Source organism: Pantoea sp. CFCC18179 (assembly GCF_059412405.1).
In genome coordinates, this window is the sequence record NZ_JBNBPM010000017.1 from 60,660 (window position 1) to 77,230 (window position 16,571).

Genomic DNA, 16,571 nt, shown 5'->3' on the forward strand with positions numbered 1-16,571 from the left:
AAAGTGCGGCGGCTGAGGTGGCGAAATATAACACAGAAGGGAGGTTGCGCCACCTGCCAAAAACAGGTGGCGCCGAGGTTTATTGATTAACCGGAATAACCGATCCTTGATACTGCTGGTTGATAAATTCGGCAGTTTGCTTTGACTCAAGATCTTTCGCTAATTCTAAAATCCGCGGATCGTGCGCCAGTTTTGGCGTGGTTACCAGAACGTTGGCATACGGATTATCTTTGGCTTGCTCCAGCGCCAGCGCGTCCTTTGATGGCACCAAACCGGCCTGCAATGCGTAGTTGCCGTTGATGATCGCCAATTGAGCATCATCCAACGCGCGCGGCAACTGCGGCGCTTCTACTTCAATGATCTTCAGATGATGCGGGTTGTCGCTGATATCGGCGCTGGTTACCAGGGTATTGGCGCTGTTGCTCTTCAGTTTGATCAAGCCGTTGGCTTGCAGCAGATAGAGTGCACGGCTCAGATTAGTGACGTTATTGGGCAACGCCACCTGCGCGCCGTCAGGCAGATCCTTCAACGATTTCACTTTGTGCGAGTAAATCCCCAACGGCTCAATATGCACGGTGGCAACCACAGAAAATTTCTCGCCCAGCGCTTTTTCCTGATCGCGCAGATACGGCACATGCTGGAAGTAGTTGGCATCAATGTCGCCGCGCGCCAGCAGTTCATTGGCGTTAAGGTTACCGTTGAGTTCAATCACCTTGAGATCGAGTTTCTTATCGGTCTGTTTAATGTGGTTGAGAATTTCACTGTGCGGAATGGCATCTGCCGCCACGCGTAACGCTGCCGCTGACGCATAGGTACTGAATACTGAGATCACTGCTAACGCTGCTATCACCTTCTTTTTCATCACTTTCCCTCTTTTTCTTATGATTTAGCATTACTGAGAATGTCAGCGTAATAACGCTGCGCCACGTCGCGATGCGATCGCAAACGCCCTTTGAGATAGTTCCAGCCCACTTCACGTAGCAACGGATTACTCGGATCGCTGGTCGGCCCGCGCGCTTCTGCTGCCAGCTCCGGCGGCAATTGATACAGCGGCACTTCGGCGTCAAGTTGTGCGCCGAGGAAAAAGGCGATCGACACGCGTTCCCGGTTGGCGGGCGGCGAGAACACGCGATGTACCGTGGCGCGCAAATAGCCGTTGGTGGCGATTTCCAGCAGTTCACCGATGTTCACCACAAAAGCGCCGGGTTTCGGCAACGCATCAACCCAATTATTCGGCGTCACTTCCACCTGTAATCCCGGTTGGTCGTCTTGTAGAAGAAAGGTCAGAAAGCCCGAATCTTTGTGCGCGCCAACCCCTTGCTGGCTGACATCCGCTGCCCGTCCGGGATAACGGATCAACTTGACGTGCTCATTCGGATGGGTGCCGTACAGCGCATCAAAAGCGTCGGCGGGCAGCGACAGCGATTTGGCGAACGCACGTAGCAGCCGCAGCGATACCTCGGTCATCGCTTGTTGCCACGCATGAATTACCGGACGCAGTTGTGGCAGCGCTTCCGGCCACAGATTGGGTCCTTGCATGCGCTTCCATGCGGGATCGCCCGGCTGCAAAGCCAATACTTCTCGTTCTGCGCCAATATCAAACTGCTCGCGTTGATCGCGCTGTTCGCGGGTATATTCCACGCCGGCACGGTTGTAGCCGCGAAAATGCGGCGAGTGAATCATCGACACCTGCTGCTTCTCGTCATCTGTCAGGGCAAAGAAGGCGTGCGTAATACTTTGCACGTTCTGCAACAGCTGCGGATTGATGCCATGATTGATCAGATAAAAAAAGCCCACGTCACGTGCCGTGGTGCGCAGTTCAGCCAGAGCTTGTGCCTGTTCGGCGTCAGGCAATTCCAGCAGCGCTAAATCCAGTACCGGCAAAGTCGTCGCCATACTTTTGCGTCCCTTGTGCAGAAAAATTCTGCTTTTACGCTGCCATCGCGCAACAAATGCAGCCAATACTGTTGTGCGATAAGTTATGGCGAATGATTTTTAGGAGAGGTTCAGCAATCGATATGCAAAAAGCGGTAAATCGCCGCCGCTTCCCGCTATAATCGCCGCCAATTATGTTTGGGCAGCGCCCACAATCGCAAAGCAGGAGACGCCGGATGAATCAGGGTCCGTTAACCGAAAAAGAGCTGAACTGGCTGGAAGACATGCTGGAGAAATACGGCAACGAGCATTCGGTGGTCGATACCGCCGAGCTGGACGGCATGTTGACGGCGTTGCTCTCTGGCCCGAATGACATCGAACCGAGCGAGTGGCTGGTGGCGATGTGGGGCGGCAAAAAGCACATTCCTAAATGGTCGAACGAGCGTGAAATGGATCGCTTCATGACGCTGACCTTCCAGCATCTCAACGACATCGCCGAGAGATTGGCCGAGTTCCCGGATCAGTTTGATCCGCTGTTCGGCACACAAGAGATGGAAGGCCAGGAATTTACGGTGGTGGAAGATTGGTGCTACGGCTATCTGCGCGGCGTGGCGCTGGATGCGGATTGGTCGTTACTGCCGGAATCGCTGCAACCGATGATGGATGCAATCACCCTGCACGGCAGCGAAGAGCAGTTGGCAAAACGTGAAGCGTTCTCGCCAGAAGAGTTTGAAGCCAGCATCGATGCGATTCGCCCTGCGGCGTTGGAACTGCACGAATACTGGCAGGAACAGCGTATGGCGCAACCCGATCCTGAACCACAACTGCCGCACTTCGCCGGTGAAAAAACCGGCCGCAACGATCCTTGCCCGTGCGGCAGCGGTAAAAAATACAAGCAGTGCTGCGGTAAATAACCCCGGCATTTAATGTTGCCGACTGCGGTTTGTAAGGTCGCCATTTATGGTGACCTGGGTATATCATCCGGTGCGCAAAAATGCGCACCCTACGGTGACGCAGCAGGTTTCACATCCGTGACCCACGTCGGCAATTGCCACGCGCCGCCCGCGCGAATCGCGCGACACATGCCGGTGGTGGCATCGCTGCTTTGCACAAAATCTTTGCCATCCCACACCCACGCCGCCGTACTCCAGCAATCGCCGATGCCGCGCCCTTTTTGCGCTTCAGAAATCACGCCTTCGCTGTAATCTGAACCGGAATCAGTAACCAACTGCGGCTTGCCCTGCAACGCTTTGTCGATCAACCAATAGCCGTAACCTTCGTTGTACGCACCGCGCCAGCACAAGGCGGCGATCAGCACATGCGCGTCATCCACCGGCGTCAACGTCAGCGGCTCTGCGCCCTCTTCCGGTTGATCATCAGACGGCGCCAGATTGTCGCAACTGTCATCATCGGTCAGCGAGGCAATCAGCTTGGGTTTTAGCAACGCTAACTCATTGGCCGTCAACGGGCGCGAATCCGCCTTCGCCACTTTCACCTGTTGAATCACCGGCATCGCCACTGCGGCTGGCACGCTGTTCTCTGGTTTGCTGCCTTTGCGCACCAACGCACCCGGCGTGCTGAGACGGCCTTGCGCATCGTCCATCTTCAGCAGCACGGCAAAGGCACCATTGTTAGAGAGATCGAACGGTTCTTCCCCACCGCGAAACTCCACCCTGGCACTGTTTTTAACGCCGTTAATCAACGCCTGGGTTTGCTCATCGGTCAGCGTCCACTCATCGTTATCCGCTTTCGTTACCTCACCCAAAGCGCGATCATCAATCCACAACGCGAGGTTATTCACCTGTTTGGAATCATCATCGCCGGTATCAGCCAGCACCACACGCCCGTGCGTCACCGCATTCGGCCCGCCTTCACGCACCAGCAACACCGATCCACCTGCGCCCTCTTCGGCGCTATAACCGGCAGCGCGGCAGGTTAGTGTGTTATCGCAGGCTAATTCCCAGTCTTTGTGGCTAAAGGAGACGCCGTCTTGATCTGCCCACAGCGGCGTACTCAAGCTGGCTAACAACGACATCGCCAGCAGCAATCGGGTAAACATGCCATCTCTCCATAATGTAGAAGGTGGCTAGTGTGATGATTTTTCGGGCGCGGGAGAAGTGAATTTTTTGCGGCGCTCTATCTTTGTGACTTATTAATTTCACGTCATGTATTTGCCATATCAAAATAGATAAATCGAATATTTTTATGCAATGACATGAACATTTGCAGTGGCGCCCACGGGCACCACTTTGAGAGGTATAGCGACTCACATCCCTATTTAAATCATTCTCTGCTCAAGACTATGGCGAATGGTATGGATCTCTTTGACTAAATTTTTTCCACGGTAAAGAAGTGAAGTGTCATACCGAGCATAATGACCATCTCGTGCTGCACTAAACCAGTTATAGGATCCCACACACAAAAGTACGTCATCGCTCATTACAACTTTGCTGTGCACGCGATTGACTAAATGAGGACGAATACCGAAGCTGATCAATTGTTCAAAAATGGATTGCAATTGAGTATCCGTCTGACGGTCGCGATTGAATCCCTGGTCCGTGATGACATTAACCTCAACGCCCCGACTGCAAGCCTCTTTCATCGCTTCCAGAAAACCAGTTTGTTCCAATTTTTGCCAAATCAACCAAGGCGACACAATAGTGAGACTGCGTTGCGCTTCGATACATACCGCCAGCAAAAACGCATCATGCTGCTCAACGCCTTGCAATACTTCAAGAGTGGCTTTGGTTTTGAGATCGCTGCGTTCCGGCAAGGCGAATTGAAGACGATTTTTTTCATTAGCAAATAAATAATGCGCCAATAGCCCACGTGGCACACTCCGCGATAGCCCTTCAAATAAATCCATATCGCCAAAGACTAAAAAACTATCCTTAGCGCGAGAGACGGCAACATTCAACATCGTGTTATCTCTATCAATAAAACTTCCATCCTGATGTTTTGAATATACTGGTGAAAAAATAATGATAGGTCTTTCCGCTCCCTGTAATGCGTGTACTGTACCAACAGTAATCGCATTATCACTATCATCAGCTGCTTGTAACTGGTGATGAATAATGGCGTTTTTTATGGCTGCAACCTGAGCACCAAAAGGCGTCACAATTCCGACAATCTCATGAATCGGCTTGCCATATTTCTCAGTAATTTGCGCTTGATGCTTAACAAGCCAGGATGCGATCGTTTCTGCTTCCATTAAATTATGACGGCTACCACCGCTCGCTTTTACGCCGATGCCGTCAATATGCAGATATCCCATTGCTGGAAAAAGATTGTTCTTTTCCGCTCCACGATGCGGCTGCAACTTCCCCTGATAACAAAGATCATTGCAGTAATTAATAATTTCATCATAGCAACGCCGATGTTCATAGAGGTACATACCACGAGCCAGTTGAGTATCGTAATGATAACGCGATGCGGCCTGCGCAACTTTCATAACGCTGCCTGTTGCAGCACTTTTGCCCATCTGACTTATAGCTGAATATTGGTCATGCAAATCTTGTTGATTATTTGCATCAAGCAGTTTGCAAGAAAGCATATTGCCAATATCAATAGTTGGCGTCATATTCCAAATGGGGGAAATTTGTTCATTATCGCCGATAATTAATGCTTGTTTGGCCAGCGAGAAGGAAGCCGCAGCAACTTCTGGCAGAACCTGCCCCGCTTCATCAACAATCAGCAAATCTGCAAAATCGTATAGATAATTATCCTCAAAACGCTTCTGCCCTTTGAATTCTGATATTTTCATTTTATCAGGCAACATGAAGCAAGTTGTGACAATACAAGGTGTCAATTTCATACGACGATACCAGCGCGGAATAACGACTTTACGCCCCATTTTGGTTTTTTCACTATTAATATCAGTAATATTGAACATGTCAATTAACCAACGCCCCTCCCAATAATGGGTAGTCAATTGAAAAATAGGATATCTGATCGCGGTATCAGCTAATTGATCTATGTATGAAAATGTCAGCTCCGCTCCCTTTTTCGCGCCTAATTCTTCAGCACGAAACTGCCATCGTTCAAACGCTTGCTGTTCTTGAAAAATAACCTTGTCAATTTGTTCTAAATGCAGTTGATGTATTGATATCGCCTCATTAACATCTGTCACCGCTTTCTCTAACAAGGGTTCAATCTGTAATGGTTCGCTCCATGAAACAGCAGGTTTAATTTTGTCTAAAGAAGGATTAACTTTCTGAATAATACGTGATCGCCGTTGTTTTCTTATTGCCGGAAGCCAGCCAAGTAAGGCATAAAAAATCGATTCCTTGCTAATAAAATCATGCCATGTTGTCAATGCATCACGGATATTTGCCAACTGCACTTGCTGTTGTGTCAACGCAGAAAGAATTTTTTCTCGATAAATATGAATATCTTCAGCGATAGCCAAACACTGAGTTCGAGCTAGAGTCAGTGCTTCCCAGTCGGAACTGATGCTCGCAAGATTGTCGGCATTGCATTTCAATTGCTGGTGCAACTTCTCTGTTACGCTTTCTATGGTATGACGGCTAAGTTGGGGGAAAGCTTCTTTGGATTTTTCTAAATAATAAGCTTCAGCGGCTTCCAGATAACTACGATTTTCAATCTTGTCGAAAAAATCTTCGGTTTGGTACTTGTTGTTTGCTTCACTTCTACGAGTAGCAGCAGGGAAATAAGCACCAAAACTATGAATACCCGGCAGCCAGCGCCCCGCCATCACTCCTTGTCCAGGAGAGAAATCTTTACCAAATGCCTCAATAATATTGGTGACGGCTTGGTTATTGGTTGATATAGCCAGCACTACTGGTGGCTCTGATTTATTTAGTGCAGCACGAGCCCAGAGTGTAGCAATAATGGAAAGAACTAATGTTGTTTTGCCCGTTCCGGGGGGACCATTAATCGCCAGTATGTCACCACTCTCGCCGTTAAGCATATGGCTGAGTGCATCACGTTGAGCTGGTGCTAGCGAAAACTTATCACCGGAGTGACCAAGTCGGTCCACAAATTTTGCTTCTGAAGGTAATAGTTCTTCCAGGACTTTTGGCACCGGAGCAGAAAAACGATTAAAGAGTGGGAGATTAGGTTTGCTGGCAATCAAATGGTCATAAAGAGCTAAAATATGACGACTGGCTCCATTAGAAGGCTCTTTTTTTATAATGTAACCGTGATGTGCTATTAAATACTGTTCAGGATTATTCAGCCATTCTCCAGCAACCGCATTTAGCAGTTGATCATTAAGCGTACAGAAGTCACGCCATTGCTGTTGATGTTTTTCTTTTCTTCTCGACGTCTCTTCTTCATCATCGATTTCAATTTCTTCAACTGCAATATTGAGTGGTTTATTTAATGTTTTATAATGGTCTAATTGATCAATATTACCAATAGAGAATGTTCCTTTGGGCAATGGCTCCAATAGGTCACGCGGAATTTGCGCATCATCAAAAGGAAAGATATAACCAGTACGACTTAGTTTAGCCCCAAAGATTAAAGGAGTGATGATTCCCGGCGCTCCAGTTGTGCGCTCTTTGGTATGTTCAACAAGTCGTAAAAACACCTTCGGTCGCAAGATGATATCGACATAATCTATATTGTCCGCTTCATCCGAAAAAAACTGGTCGATATATTGCTGTTCAAGCTTCCCAGAAGCAATTGCTGTGGCTGACCACAGGGTGAAATCATCACCTTCACTCCGCGTAAAAGCACCTTTTCCAAACTCAGCATCTGCGAGGGAATTACGCCAGTAGCTGGCAAATGACAGGGTATGACCATCCATTGTTAATCCTGAAATCACTCAAAGAACTTAAGGGTTGTTAACCTAACATGGAAATCCTTAGCATCGCCAAACGTTTCATCCGGTACAGATTATCTTTGTGATTCGCTCGTTTTAAAGCGCCGCCACGATTTGCTGTCGCAGCCATTGCTGGGCTGGATCGCGGTGTAGGCGTTCATGCCACAACAGCAGAATATCAAATCCCTCAATATCCAGCGGCGGCGTCAGCAACGTAAGTTGCGTAGCGCGCCGCACCAGCCGCTCGGGCAGCACCGCCACCAAATCGCTGTTCTCCAGCGCTTCCAGCATAAACAGGAAATGCGGCACCGACAGTGCCACACGGCGTGTGCGGCCCAACTTCGCCAGTGCGCGATCGGTGGCAGCGCGAAAACCTCCGCCATCTGGCGATACCATGACGAAATCCAACTGGCAAAATTGATCCAGCGTGAGCGGTTGCTGCAATTGCGGGTGATCGCGCCGTCCGGCCAATACATAACGCTCGCTGAAAAGTTTGCGTTGATGCAGCGATGGCGGTGCGCTGTCGCCGGTATGAAAAACCACATCCAGCTCACCTTTCTCAAGTTGCTGCAAGATTTGTGGCGGGTTGAGCGCGTACACCGCCATGCGGCTTTGCGGGGCTGCCGCGCGGATCAGATTGAGTGCGGGCAACACCAACGCCGAGGCGGTGTAATCCGTTGCCGCAACACGCCAAGTATTATCGGCATTGGCCGGATTAAACGCATCGGGCGGCGCAACGGCACGCTCCAGCGCTTCCAAAGCCAGACGCAGCGGCTCACGTAATGCCTGCGCTCGAGCGGTCGGCAGCATGCCGCGCGGGCCGGGCAGCAAAAGTGGATCATCAAATAGCGTGCGTAAGCGTGCCAGTTGAGCACTCACCGAAGGCTGTGAGAGATGGAGACGCTGCGCCGCCCGCGTGACGTTGAGTTCGCTGAGCAGCACGTCCAGCGTTTGCAATAGTTTCAAATCCAGCGCATTGATATTCACTCTGTCTATACCTGAGATATCAGCAATTGATTTCTACTATAGTCAGCGGCGGCTTACTCTGCAGCTGTTTTCATTTCACAGGATTAAGCCGATGAATGTACTGATTGTCTATGCCCATCCAGAACCGCGTTCACTGAACGGTTCATTGAAAGATTTCGCCGTGCAGCATCTGAACAATGCGGGTCATCAGGTGCAAGTGTCAGATCTGTATGCCATGCAGTGGAAAGCGCAGCTTGATGCTGCCGACACCCACGCGCCACGGGTTGGGGCGCATTACGATGCCACCGCGGATTCGCGCTACGCCTACGATCACCAGTTACAAGCAGCGGATATCGCCGCCGAACAGGAAAAACTGCGCTGGGCCGATACCGTGATATTCCAGTTCCCACTGTGGTGGTTCTCCATGCCCGCCATCATGAAAGGCTGGTTTGACCGCGTATACGCCAACGGCTTTGCCTACGGCGTCGGCGAGCACAACGATCAGCATTGGGGCGATCGTTACGGTGAAGGCAATCTCAGCGGTAAACGCGCGATGCTTTTGGTCACCACCGGCGGATGGGAATCGCATTACAGCCCGCGTGGCATCAATGGCCCGATTGACGACCTGCTATTTCCCATTCAACACGGCATGCTGTTTTATCCGGGCTTTAGCGTCTTGCCGCCGTTGGTGTTGTATCGGGTACAAAAAACCCCTGAAGCGCGTTATGCAGGTTGGTGTGAAGCGTTGGCAACAAGATTGGACAGCTTAGTCGACACCGCTCCGATTGCCTTTCGTCAGCAAAACGGCGGCGATTATGAGATCCCCGCGTTAACGTTAAAAGAACAGTGGATGCCGGGAGAGAAGGGATTTGCCGTGCATGTGAAGCGCTAGACGATGCCTTTACTCGTATAACCAGCGCCCTGCCTGCGCCGACTCAATCAACATACCCAGCGTGAAATCGGGCACCACCGGCACTTCACGCTTGTTGAACGGATTGAGGATCTGCACCAGCGAGGGTTCATCAGGGTAATAGGTTTCAATGACAAAGCCAGCGCGATCCACGTTGAATTCGTTGAAAAACTCATCCATTAACGCGGCGGCTTCTTCGCGCTCAAAGTTGAGATCGGTATCAATGTCGATCTGCGGTGTCAGCGTCTTTTGCTTGAACAGATACACGCCGTCATAGCGTCGCACCAATTCATAGATACGTTGTTCAAGTTCAACTGTCATCGCTTCTGTGCTCCCCACTGAATCACCGGAGCGCCATTCTGCCATGCAATCTGGCGAGCCGGATGAAAAAAATGTGAATACTGAAATTTTAAGACTAGCGGAGAAGATAGAGAAGTGAGAGATCGTCATTCATTTTCACATTTTCAATCTGTTCAAAGAAGAACTCGCTGGCCGCTTTATTATGTTTAGTAACCGCATGCAAACTGTAAATAATATCAATGATGATTTTCTCGCTGATCTCACCATCAATAGCAATCGTCGCAGCAATAAGTGACTTAATTAAGAACCACTCTGCGGTAATCAGATAGAGCCATGACATCGCACTGCGTTTGCGCGTATCCGGGAACTGGTCGTTATATAAACGATACATAATATAGTTGCGCATAATATGCGGTCGTTCATCTAACCACGGCTGCGCTGTAGATGCCCATGCCTGTTCAAGGCGTTCCATGCTTTCGGCCACATGATTGTTTGCACTATTTTGGGTTTGCACTTGTAATAAACGCGCCACGTAGCCACTTATAAGGCCCAAAGAGCGGGTGGGTTTTCTCGTTCCCACATAACGTTGTAATCTTAATAACAACGACCATTGTAATTGACGATCGCTTGCCAGGTTAGCAATAGGCTCGGCCATTTCACCTTGCTGAAGGCTAATCATCAGGCTTTCGAAGTAGGCTTCTAACTCTTCGACCTGCTGCGGCTTTTTCTCCGCAAAGAGTAACAATGAAGCGATAGCATACAAGCCTTGCTGTGTCGCAGCCTGGCTGGCCTGCATCAGGTGCATCGACATCAGATTAATCAGCTTCTGGTGCTGGTTAACAATGCGCGCTGACTTCGCCACGTTGGTGGTTATTACGTGGCTAACCAGCATCATAGCTTGTGGGTCAGTCAATAATGCACGCGTCGCTTCCGGGCAGGATAACGTCAACGTTTTATTCTTTTCACTTTTGAAACTCATGCTACTACGCGGATAGTCAGCACAAACAGGGCTGAGGGCGGAAGGCCCCATTAACGCATGCACTTTGCACAGTTTGTTATCATCCATGAAGCTGCATACTTGGTTTTCGTTGAATTTCACCTGCGCCCAATGCGCATGGCTTTTCTTTAATACGTCGACAGAATCAGTAGCAATATTTTTAATCTCAATGACTGGGCTTTTTAAATATTTATTCATTGATGTTTTATCAAAAATAATATTCCAGCCATAGCAACAATGATCAATACATTGACTGCCCGCGCACTGAAACTCAGCCGAAAACTTCGGTTCATTAACCGTAATTAATTTCATGATAATTCCTGCGTTAATGGGAAGAACGTTTTACTCTGCTAAAGCTTCAGTCATCGAATCCATTAACTCCAGCTCTTCACGGCTCAAGAGTTTTTCGATATTAACCAAAATCACCATGCGACTATCCAACACGCCAATTCCTAGCAAATAACGGCTCGACAATGACGATGTGACTTCGGGGGCCGGTTTGATCTGATCAACATCCATTGATTGCACATCGACAACACCATCAACCACAATGCCAACAATGCGATCGTTGAGATTGAGCACGATCACTACGGTGTTTTCATCTTGTTTAGCTTCCGGCAAATTGAAGCGCAAACGTAAATCGACAATCGGCACAATCACGCCACGAAGATTGGTCACGCCGGTAATAAAATCGTGGGCATTGGGAATGCGTGTCACACGATCGCAGCCACGAATTTCCTGCACTTTAAGAATATCAATGCCGTACTCTTCCTGGCCGAGACGAAATACCAGAAATTCCTGTGCCATTGCGTTGTTAGTTGCAGAGGTTTGTCCATTGGATACAGTCATTATTTTTATTCCTCACTCATCACGCAGGGATGAGTTTTTCCTGCTGATTAGTCAAAGTTGCTAGCTCTACTACGTCGAGGATCAGCGCTACGCTGCCATCACCGAGGATGGTCGCCGCGGAAATACCCGGCACTTTGCGATAGTTCTGCTCCAGATTTTTCACCACCACCTGTTGCTGGCCGATCAGTTGATCAACCCACAATGCATAACGACAACCGGCGCTTTGCACAATGACGACAATGCCGTCATCAGAATGAGGTTCACCCTCAATCGCAAAGCGTTGGCGCAGCAACACCATCGGCAGATATTCGCCACGCACTTGCAGCAGACGTTCATCGTCGACAAAGCGATAAAGCATCTCTTCTTGCGGCAGTAGCGATTCCATTACCGCGCCGAGCGGCAGAACATAAATTTCGTCAGCGGCTTTCACCAGCATGCCGTCGAGGATCGCCAACGTCAGTGGCAGAATAATGCGCACCGTGGTGCCTTTGCCCTGCTTCGACAACACCTCGACGTGACCACCCATCGCCATAATGTTGCGTCGCACCACATCCATACCGACGCCGCGACCAGACACATCTGTCACGCTTTCTGCGGTAGAGAAACCCGCGGCGAAAATTAGCATCCACACTTCATCATCACTCAGCGTGTCGCTAACGTTCATGCCTTGGGATCGCGCTTTGGCAAGGATTCTTTCGCGATTCAGACCCGCACCGTCATCGATCACTTCAATCACGATATTGCCGCCATGATGTTCGGCGGAGAGAATTAAATTACCCACCGCCGATTTGCCGTTGGCAACGCGTACATCAGCGGGTTCGATGCCGTGATCAAGGCTGTTGCGCACTAAATGCGTCAGGGGATCGATGATGCGTTCGATCAGGCTCTTATCCAGTTCAGCTGAACCGCCTTTAAGCGTTAGCTCAATTTTTTTATTTAGACGCGAACCGAGATCGTGCACCAGGCGTGGGAAACGGCTGAACACATAATCCATTGGCATCATACGAATCGACATCACCGACTCTTGCAGCTCGCGCGTATTGCGTTCCATCTGCGCCACGCAGTTGAGCAACATATCGTGGCCTGCGCCGTCCAGCGCCTGCGTCAGCTGCGACAACATCGCTTGAGTAATGATCAGTTCGCCAACCTGGTTAATAATCTGATCGACTTTGCTGACCGCAACGCGAATGCTGCCTGATTCCTGATTTGCCGCACGCGGAGCGGCGACAGGTGCTGCGGCTTTTGGCGTTTCAGGCGGCACTTCTTTTACTACTTCTGCTACAGCAGGTTCAGCCACAACGGCCTGTCGCGCTGCCTCGATCGCAATCTGCGATTCATCCACTACAAAACAGAGTACCGCGCTGATGTCTTCCGCTGATGCGCTGGTTGCCAACGTGACTTTCATGCTGCTGCTGGCATTCTCGATGCTCTGAATTTCGCCGAGGTGCTGTAACTCTTCCTGCAACAGTGTTTGCGCCGCCGCATCAACACCATTCAACGTGATGTGCAGTTGAGTGTTATCTGGACCAGAGGCGACAGGTGGAGTTTCAACGTCAGCTGGAGCAATAGGCGCTTGCTCCAGCAATGCGATTTCACGCAGTGCCTCACAGATATAACGGAAACTTGCCTCATCAGGCTCCTGCGAAGCCTGATAAGCTTCCAACTGCGCTTGCATAATGTCCTTCCCTTGCAGAAAGAGTTGAATAATTGGTTGAGTCAGTACGCGCGCGCCGCTGCGGGCCTCATCCAGCAAGTTCTCCAGTAAATGCGTGGTCTCTTGCAATGCGGTAAAACCAAAGGTTCCGGCGCCACCTTTCAGTGAGTGTGCGGCACGAAAAATCGCGTTGAGTTGTTCGATGTCCGGCGCTGCAACATCCAACTGCAACAGTTGCTGCTCCATCTCAGTAAGCAGCTCTTCCGCTTCGCTAAAAAAGATTTGCGAAAAATCATTCATGTCCATCGGTGTACCCCTGAACTGGTCGTTGCGACATCTCCGGCGTCAGCGCAATTGGCTGGCGCTCCATCCTGTTTTCCTGCAGGATTTGATGCTCTTTGAGCTGGCTGAGCACTAAAATGCTAATGCGGCGATTACGCGGATCATCGGCTTTAGTTTCCTCCAGCGGCATACGGCTGCCAGTACCAATCACGCGCAGGAAGCGGCTATCTTCCAGCCCGGCATTGACCAACACGCGACGAACCGCATTGGCGCGCCCGGCGGAGAGTTCCCAGTTGCTGTAACCGCCATCACCGCCAGAATAAGGCAGCGAATCGGTATGCCCGGTCAGGCTGATTTTGTTGGGCAGTTCTTTAAGCAACGGCACCAATGCCTGCAAAATGCCGTACATATAAGGTTCAGGGCTTTCGCTGCCCATTTTGAACATCGGGCGCTGCTGTGAGTCGGTGATTTGAATCAGCAGCCCATCGTTGGTTAGCGTCAGCAGGATGTTGGATTTGAAATTGTTCAGACGTGGGTCGGTCTCAATCATCTGCTGCAGCTTCTGTTTCGCTCTCTGCAAACTTTCGAGCATTTTTTGCCGTCTTTGTGCATCAATGCGGCTTTTAAACACTTCGCCTTGCTGCTTGATGATGTCATCGCCGCCGCCAGGAATAACGCTGTCGCTGAGGCTATTTTTATTGCCCTGAGACAGCGCCTGATTCAATGGCGTGCGGAAATAATCAGCCACCAACTCGCGTTCCATATCCGTGGACTGCGACAGCAGCCACATCACCAGGAAGAACGCCATCATGGCGGTCATGAAATCGGCATAAGCGATCTTCCATGTACCGCCATGATGCTCGTGCTTTTTCTTTTTGCGCTTGCGAACGATGATGGGTGTGGCGTTTTTCATGCAGCTGCATCCGAAGCACTGTTTTTCAAGCTGGCATTGGATTTCACTTCACGAACGTGATTTTCCAACTCTTCAAACGATGGGCGCTCGCTGACGAAAATGGTTTTACGACCAAATTCCACCGCAATCTGCGGCGCATAGCCATTGAGGCTAGAGAGCAGCGTAACTTTGATGCACTGCAACATCTTTACCTGATCGCTACTTTTCTGTCGTAACAACGGTGCCAGTGGCAGGACAAAACCGTAAGCAATCAGGATACCGAGGAAAGTCCCCACCAAAGCATGAGCAATCAGCATGCCCAACTCAGCAGCGGGACGATCGGCTGCGGCTAAGGCGTTCACCACGCCCATTACCGCCGCCACGATGCCAAAGGCCGGGAAGCCATCACCTAAAGTGTTGAGGCTGTGCGCCGGCACTTCCATCTCCTCTTCACAGGTTTCGATCTCTTCATCCATCAGCGCTTCAATTTCATGCGAATTCATGCTGCCGCCAATCATGAGACGGAAGTAATCCAGCACAAAATTGCGGATCATCGGGTCATTCATCAAGCGAGGATAGGCACTGAAAATTTCACTTGCCTGCGGCTCTTCAATATCTCTTTCCAGCGACATCAAGCCCTGCACACGGCTCTTGGACAGCAACAAAAACAGCAGTGCCATCAGGTCCATATACACCGCTTTGTTATAGCGACTGCCGGCAAACAGTTTAAGCACCGCCTTGCCGGTGGCTTTCAGCGCCTTAGCATTGTTGCCGACAAGGAAAGCCCCGACGCCAGCGCCGCCGATAATCAGTAGTTCAACCGGCTGAAACAGCGCCGCCAGATTGCCACCCGATATAACAAAGCCACCGAAAACTGTGCCTATAACAACAAGATAGCCAATGATAACTAACACAAACGCTCCTTTTAGATTTCAATGCCGATGCTGTGAATTGCAGAATCGGCGTCCTGCCATCTTGTGCACTGTTCCTGTCATTGGATCAGGCTGTCACCGCCATCAGGTTTGGCGTAGCAAATGGATTTATGCGTCCATTGCCGCTCACTTGTGATTTCTTAAAAGCACGCGAAGGCGGACTGCACAAACTGCAGGTAAACGGATTTTTAATAAACTCGGTGGTAACCACAAAGCCGCCCTGGCAAACGCTACAGGCTTTGCGCGAAATAATGCCGCAATCAATGAAACGTAATAATGTCCATGCACGGGTCAATCCCAATACGGGTTTGTCATCGGCATTAGAGCAGCACTGTTCCAGATATAAACGGTAAGTCTTAATCAGCGTCTCAATCGAACGCCCTTGCTCAGCACTCTTCAAATAGAGGTAGATGTTATAGAACATCGAAGAGTGAATATTTTGCTCCCAGGACATAAACCAATCCTCGGAAAACGGCAGCATCCCTTTAGGTGGTGGACAACCGCGTAACTCTTTATACAAACGTAATAAACGACGACGACTTAACGACGTTTCTGATTCCAGAACCTGCATGCGCGCACCGAGGGAAATTAATCCCATGGCGATATTCACATCATGAATTTCTTCCAACAAACTTTTATTATCACACATTCCAGCCACCTTGTTCTTCGACAACAGGGACTTCTTCAAGGGAATTAAGCAGATTAGTCGACAAAATAATCCCCGTGTGAATTTGCTGTAATGCTTCGATGCGTGAGTCTTTGGTTAAATTCTCGATCACCACTTCATCATCAACACGTAAACGACAAATGAGTTGATTAGTTGAAGCCAATTTCATTAATTGTGGTAACGATAACTCCTTCAAGTTATCAATCGTTCCTTCTGATAATCCCAGGCGGAATCCGGCGGCAAATTTGTCCTGTCGAATAAGCTGCTGAGCCAGAAGCAGATAGGACAAGTTAATGTCATGAATGTGCTGTAGATACTCGTCAAAGTTTGACACTGATAACACCTCAACCTTCATCAATAAAATAGATAAGTCTAAAAGGGTAATGAAACATTACCGGAACAATACAAACTCGCGTCTTAGTGATGATTTCAATCTCATGTGAACAAGAATGAATATGTGTC

The 16,571-nt window shown here is 49.7% G+C and carries 15 protein-coding genes; 2 read left to right on the top strand and 13 right to left on the bottom strand.

Going from position 1 to position 16,571, the window contains the following annotated elements; all coding sequences use genetic code 11:
* Nucleotides 1–79 precede the first annotated feature (79 nt).
* Nucleotides 80–862, bottom strand: a complete 783-nt coding sequence (locus ACPUC7_RS21825; RefSeq protein ID WP_494924506.1) for a MetQ/NlpA family ABC transporter substrate-binding protein — start codon at nucleotides 860–862, stop codon at nucleotides 80–82.
* A 17-nt stretch (nucleotides 863–879) separates the two neighbouring features.
* The gene (locus tag ACPUC7_RS21830) at nucleotides 880–1,896 is read right to left on the bottom strand and encodes an isopenicillin N synthase family dioxygenase (RefSeq protein WP_494924507.1); all 1,017 of its coding nucleotides are present in this window, start codon (nucleotides 1,894–1,896) and stop codon (nucleotides 880–882) included.
* 215 nt (nucleotides 1,897–2,111) lie between these two features.
* Between ACPUC7_RS21830 and ACPUC7_RS21835 the strand changes: the two genes are divergently transcribed.
* On the top strand, nucleotides 2,112–2,789 hold the full coding sequence (locus ACPUC7_RS21835; RefSeq protein WP_343553717.1) for a YecA/YgfB family protein: 678 nt from the start codon (nucleotides 2,112–2,114) through the stop codon (nucleotides 2,787–2,789).
* An 89-nt stretch (nucleotides 2,790–2,878) separates the two neighbouring features.
* On the opposite strand, the gene ACPUC7_RS21840 is transcribed toward ACPUC7_RS21835, so the two are convergent.
* From ACPUC7_RS21840 to ACPUC7_RS21850, 3 genes are all read right to left on the bottom strand, one after another.
* On the bottom strand, nucleotides 2,879–3,934 hold the full coding sequence (locus ACPUC7_RS21840) for a DUF1176 domain-containing protein (protein WP_494924508.1): 1,056 nt from the start codon (nucleotides 3,932–3,934) through the stop codon (nucleotides 2,879–2,881).
* 219 nt (nucleotides 3,935–4,153) lie between these two features.
* Nucleotides 4,154–7,645, bottom strand: a complete 3,492-nt coding sequence (locus tag ACPUC7_RS21845; protein ID WP_494924509.1) for an AAA domain-containing protein — start codon at nucleotides 7,643–7,645, stop codon at nucleotides 4,154–4,156.
* A 111-nt stretch (nucleotides 7,646–7,756) separates the two neighbouring features.
* Nucleotides 7,757–8,647, bottom strand: a complete 891-nt coding sequence (locus tag ACPUC7_RS21850; RefSeq protein ID WP_494924510.1) for a LysR family transcriptional regulator — start codon at nucleotides 8,645–8,647, stop codon at nucleotides 7,757–7,759.
* Between the two features lie 91 nt (nucleotides 8,648–8,738).
* Here ACPUC7_RS21850 and ACPUC7_RS21855 point away from each other — a divergent pair, with 91 nt between their 5' ends.
* A complete protein-coding gene (locus ACPUC7_RS21855) occupies nucleotides 8,739–9,518 on the top strand; it encodes an NAD(P)H-dependent oxidoreductase (protein ID WP_494924511.1) in 780 nt (259 codons plus the stop codon).
* A 9-nt stretch (nucleotides 9,519–9,527) separates the two neighbouring features.
* Here the strand turns inward: ACPUC7_RS21855 and ACPUC7_RS21860 are convergent, their stop codons facing one another.
* The 8 genes from ACPUC7_RS21860 to flhD all read right to left on the bottom strand — a co-directional run bounded on the left by ACPUC7_RS21860 (nucleotide 9,528) and on the right by flhD (nucleotide 16,443).
* Nucleotides 9,528–9,857, bottom strand: coding sequence for a DUF1493 family protein (locus ACPUC7_RS21860; RefSeq protein ID WP_494924512.1), 330 nt, complete (start codon nucleotides 9,855–9,857; stop codon nucleotides 9,528–9,530).
* A 94-nt stretch (nucleotides 9,858–9,951) separates the two neighbouring features.
* Nucleotides 9,952–11,145, bottom strand: a complete 1,194-nt coding sequence (fliB, locus tag ACPUC7_RS21865; RefSeq protein ID WP_494924513.1) for a flagellin lysine-N-methylase — start codon at nucleotides 11,143–11,145, stop codon at nucleotides 9,952–9,954.
* Nucleotides 11,146–11,175: 30 nt separating this feature from the next.
* Nucleotides 11,176–11,682 carry a chemotaxis protein CheW gene (locus ACPUC7_RS21870; RefSeq protein WP_494924514.1) on the bottom strand — a complete coding sequence of 169 codons (507 nt, stop codon included), beginning with the start codon at nucleotides 11,680–11,682 and terminating at the stop codon, nucleotides 11,176–11,178.
* A gap of 19 nt (nucleotides 11,683–11,701) precedes the next feature.
* Nucleotides 11,702–13,642 (bottom strand): chemotaxis protein CheA, encoded by a 1,941-nt coding sequence (gene cheA, locus ACPUC7_RS21875; protein WP_494924515.1) that lies wholly within the window; start codon nucleotides 13,640–13,642, stop codon nucleotides 11,702–11,704.
* Complete coding sequence (gene motB, locus ACPUC7_RS21880; protein ID WP_494924516.1) at nucleotides 13,629–14,531, bottom strand: flagellar motor protein MotB; 903 nt, start codon at nucleotides 14,529–14,531, stop codon at nucleotides 13,629–13,631. Before motB ends, cheA begins: the two co-directional genes overlap by 14 nt.
* Nucleotides 14,528–15,424, bottom strand: a complete 897-nt coding sequence (gene motA / locus ACPUC7_RS21885; protein WP_343553708.1) for a flagellar motor stator protein MotA — start codon at nucleotides 15,422–15,424, stop codon at nucleotides 14,528–14,530. Before motA ends, motB begins: the two co-directional genes overlap by 4 nt.
* Nucleotides 15,425–15,509: 85 nt before the next feature.
* Nucleotides 15,510–16,091 carry a flagellar transcriptional regulator FlhC gene (gene flhC / locus ACPUC7_RS21890; RefSeq protein ID WP_343553707.1) on the bottom strand — a complete coding sequence of 194 codons (582 nt, stop codon included), beginning with the start codon at nucleotides 16,089–16,091 and terminating at the stop codon, nucleotides 15,510–15,512.
* Entirely contained in the window at nucleotides 16,084–16,443 is a 360-nt protein-coding gene (gene flhD, locus ACPUC7_RS21895; protein WP_343553706.1) for a flagellar transcriptional regulator FlhD, read from the bottom strand. The genes flhC and flhD overlap by 8 nt, the downstream gene beginning before the upstream one ends.
* Nucleotides 16,444–16,571: the final 128 nt, after the last annotated feature.

Excerpts from the sequence above, each read along its gene's own strand:
- ACPUC7_RS21855 (WP_494924511.1), top strand. The coding sequence starts at position 8,739 with ATGAATGTACTGATTGTCTATGCCCATCCAGAACCGCGTTCACTGAAC.
- ACPUC7_RS21870 (WP_494924514.1), bottom strand. The coding sequence starts at position 11,682 with ATGACTGTATCCAATGGACAAACCTCTGCAACTAACAACGCAATGGCA.
- flhC (WP_343553707.1), bottom strand. The coding sequence starts at position 16,091 with ATGTGTGATAATAAAAGTTTGTTGGAAGAAATTCATGATGTGAATATC.
- ACPUC7_RS21835 (WP_343553717.1), top strand. The coding sequence starts at position 2,112 with ATGAATCAGGGTCCGTTAACCGAAAAAGAGCTGAACTGGCTGGAAGAC.
- ACPUC7_RS21830 (WP_494924507.1), bottom strand. The coding sequence starts at position 1,896 with ATGGCGACGACTTTGCCGGTACTGGATTTAGCGCTGCTGGAATTGCCT.
- fliB (WP_494924513.1), bottom strand. The coding sequence starts at position 11,145 with ATGAAATTAATTACGGTTAATGAACCGAAGTTTTCGGCTGAGTTTCAG.
- motB (WP_494924516.1), bottom strand. The coding sequence starts at position 14,531 with ATGAAAAACGCCACACCCATCATCGTTCGCAAGCGCAAAAAGAAAAAG.
- ACPUC7_RS21840 (WP_494924508.1), bottom strand. The coding sequence starts at position 3,934 with ATGTTTACCCGATTGCTGCTGGCGATGTCGTTGTTAGCCAGCTTGAGT.
- cheA (WP_494924515.1), bottom strand. The coding sequence starts at position 13,642 with ATGGACATGAATGATTTTTCGCAAATCTTTTTTAGCGAAGCGGAAGAG.
- ACPUC7_RS21860 (WP_494924512.1), bottom strand. The coding sequence starts at position 9,857 with ATGACAGTTGAACTTGAACAACGTATCTATGAATTGGTGCGACGCTAT.
- ACPUC7_RS21825 (WP_494924506.1), bottom strand. The coding sequence starts at position 862 with ATGAAAAAGAAGGTGATAGCAGCGTTAGCAGTGATCTCAGTATTCAGT.
- ACPUC7_RS21845 (WP_494924509.1), bottom strand. The coding sequence starts at position 7,645 with ATGGATGGTCATACCCTGTCATTTGCCAGCTACTGGCGTAATTCCCTC.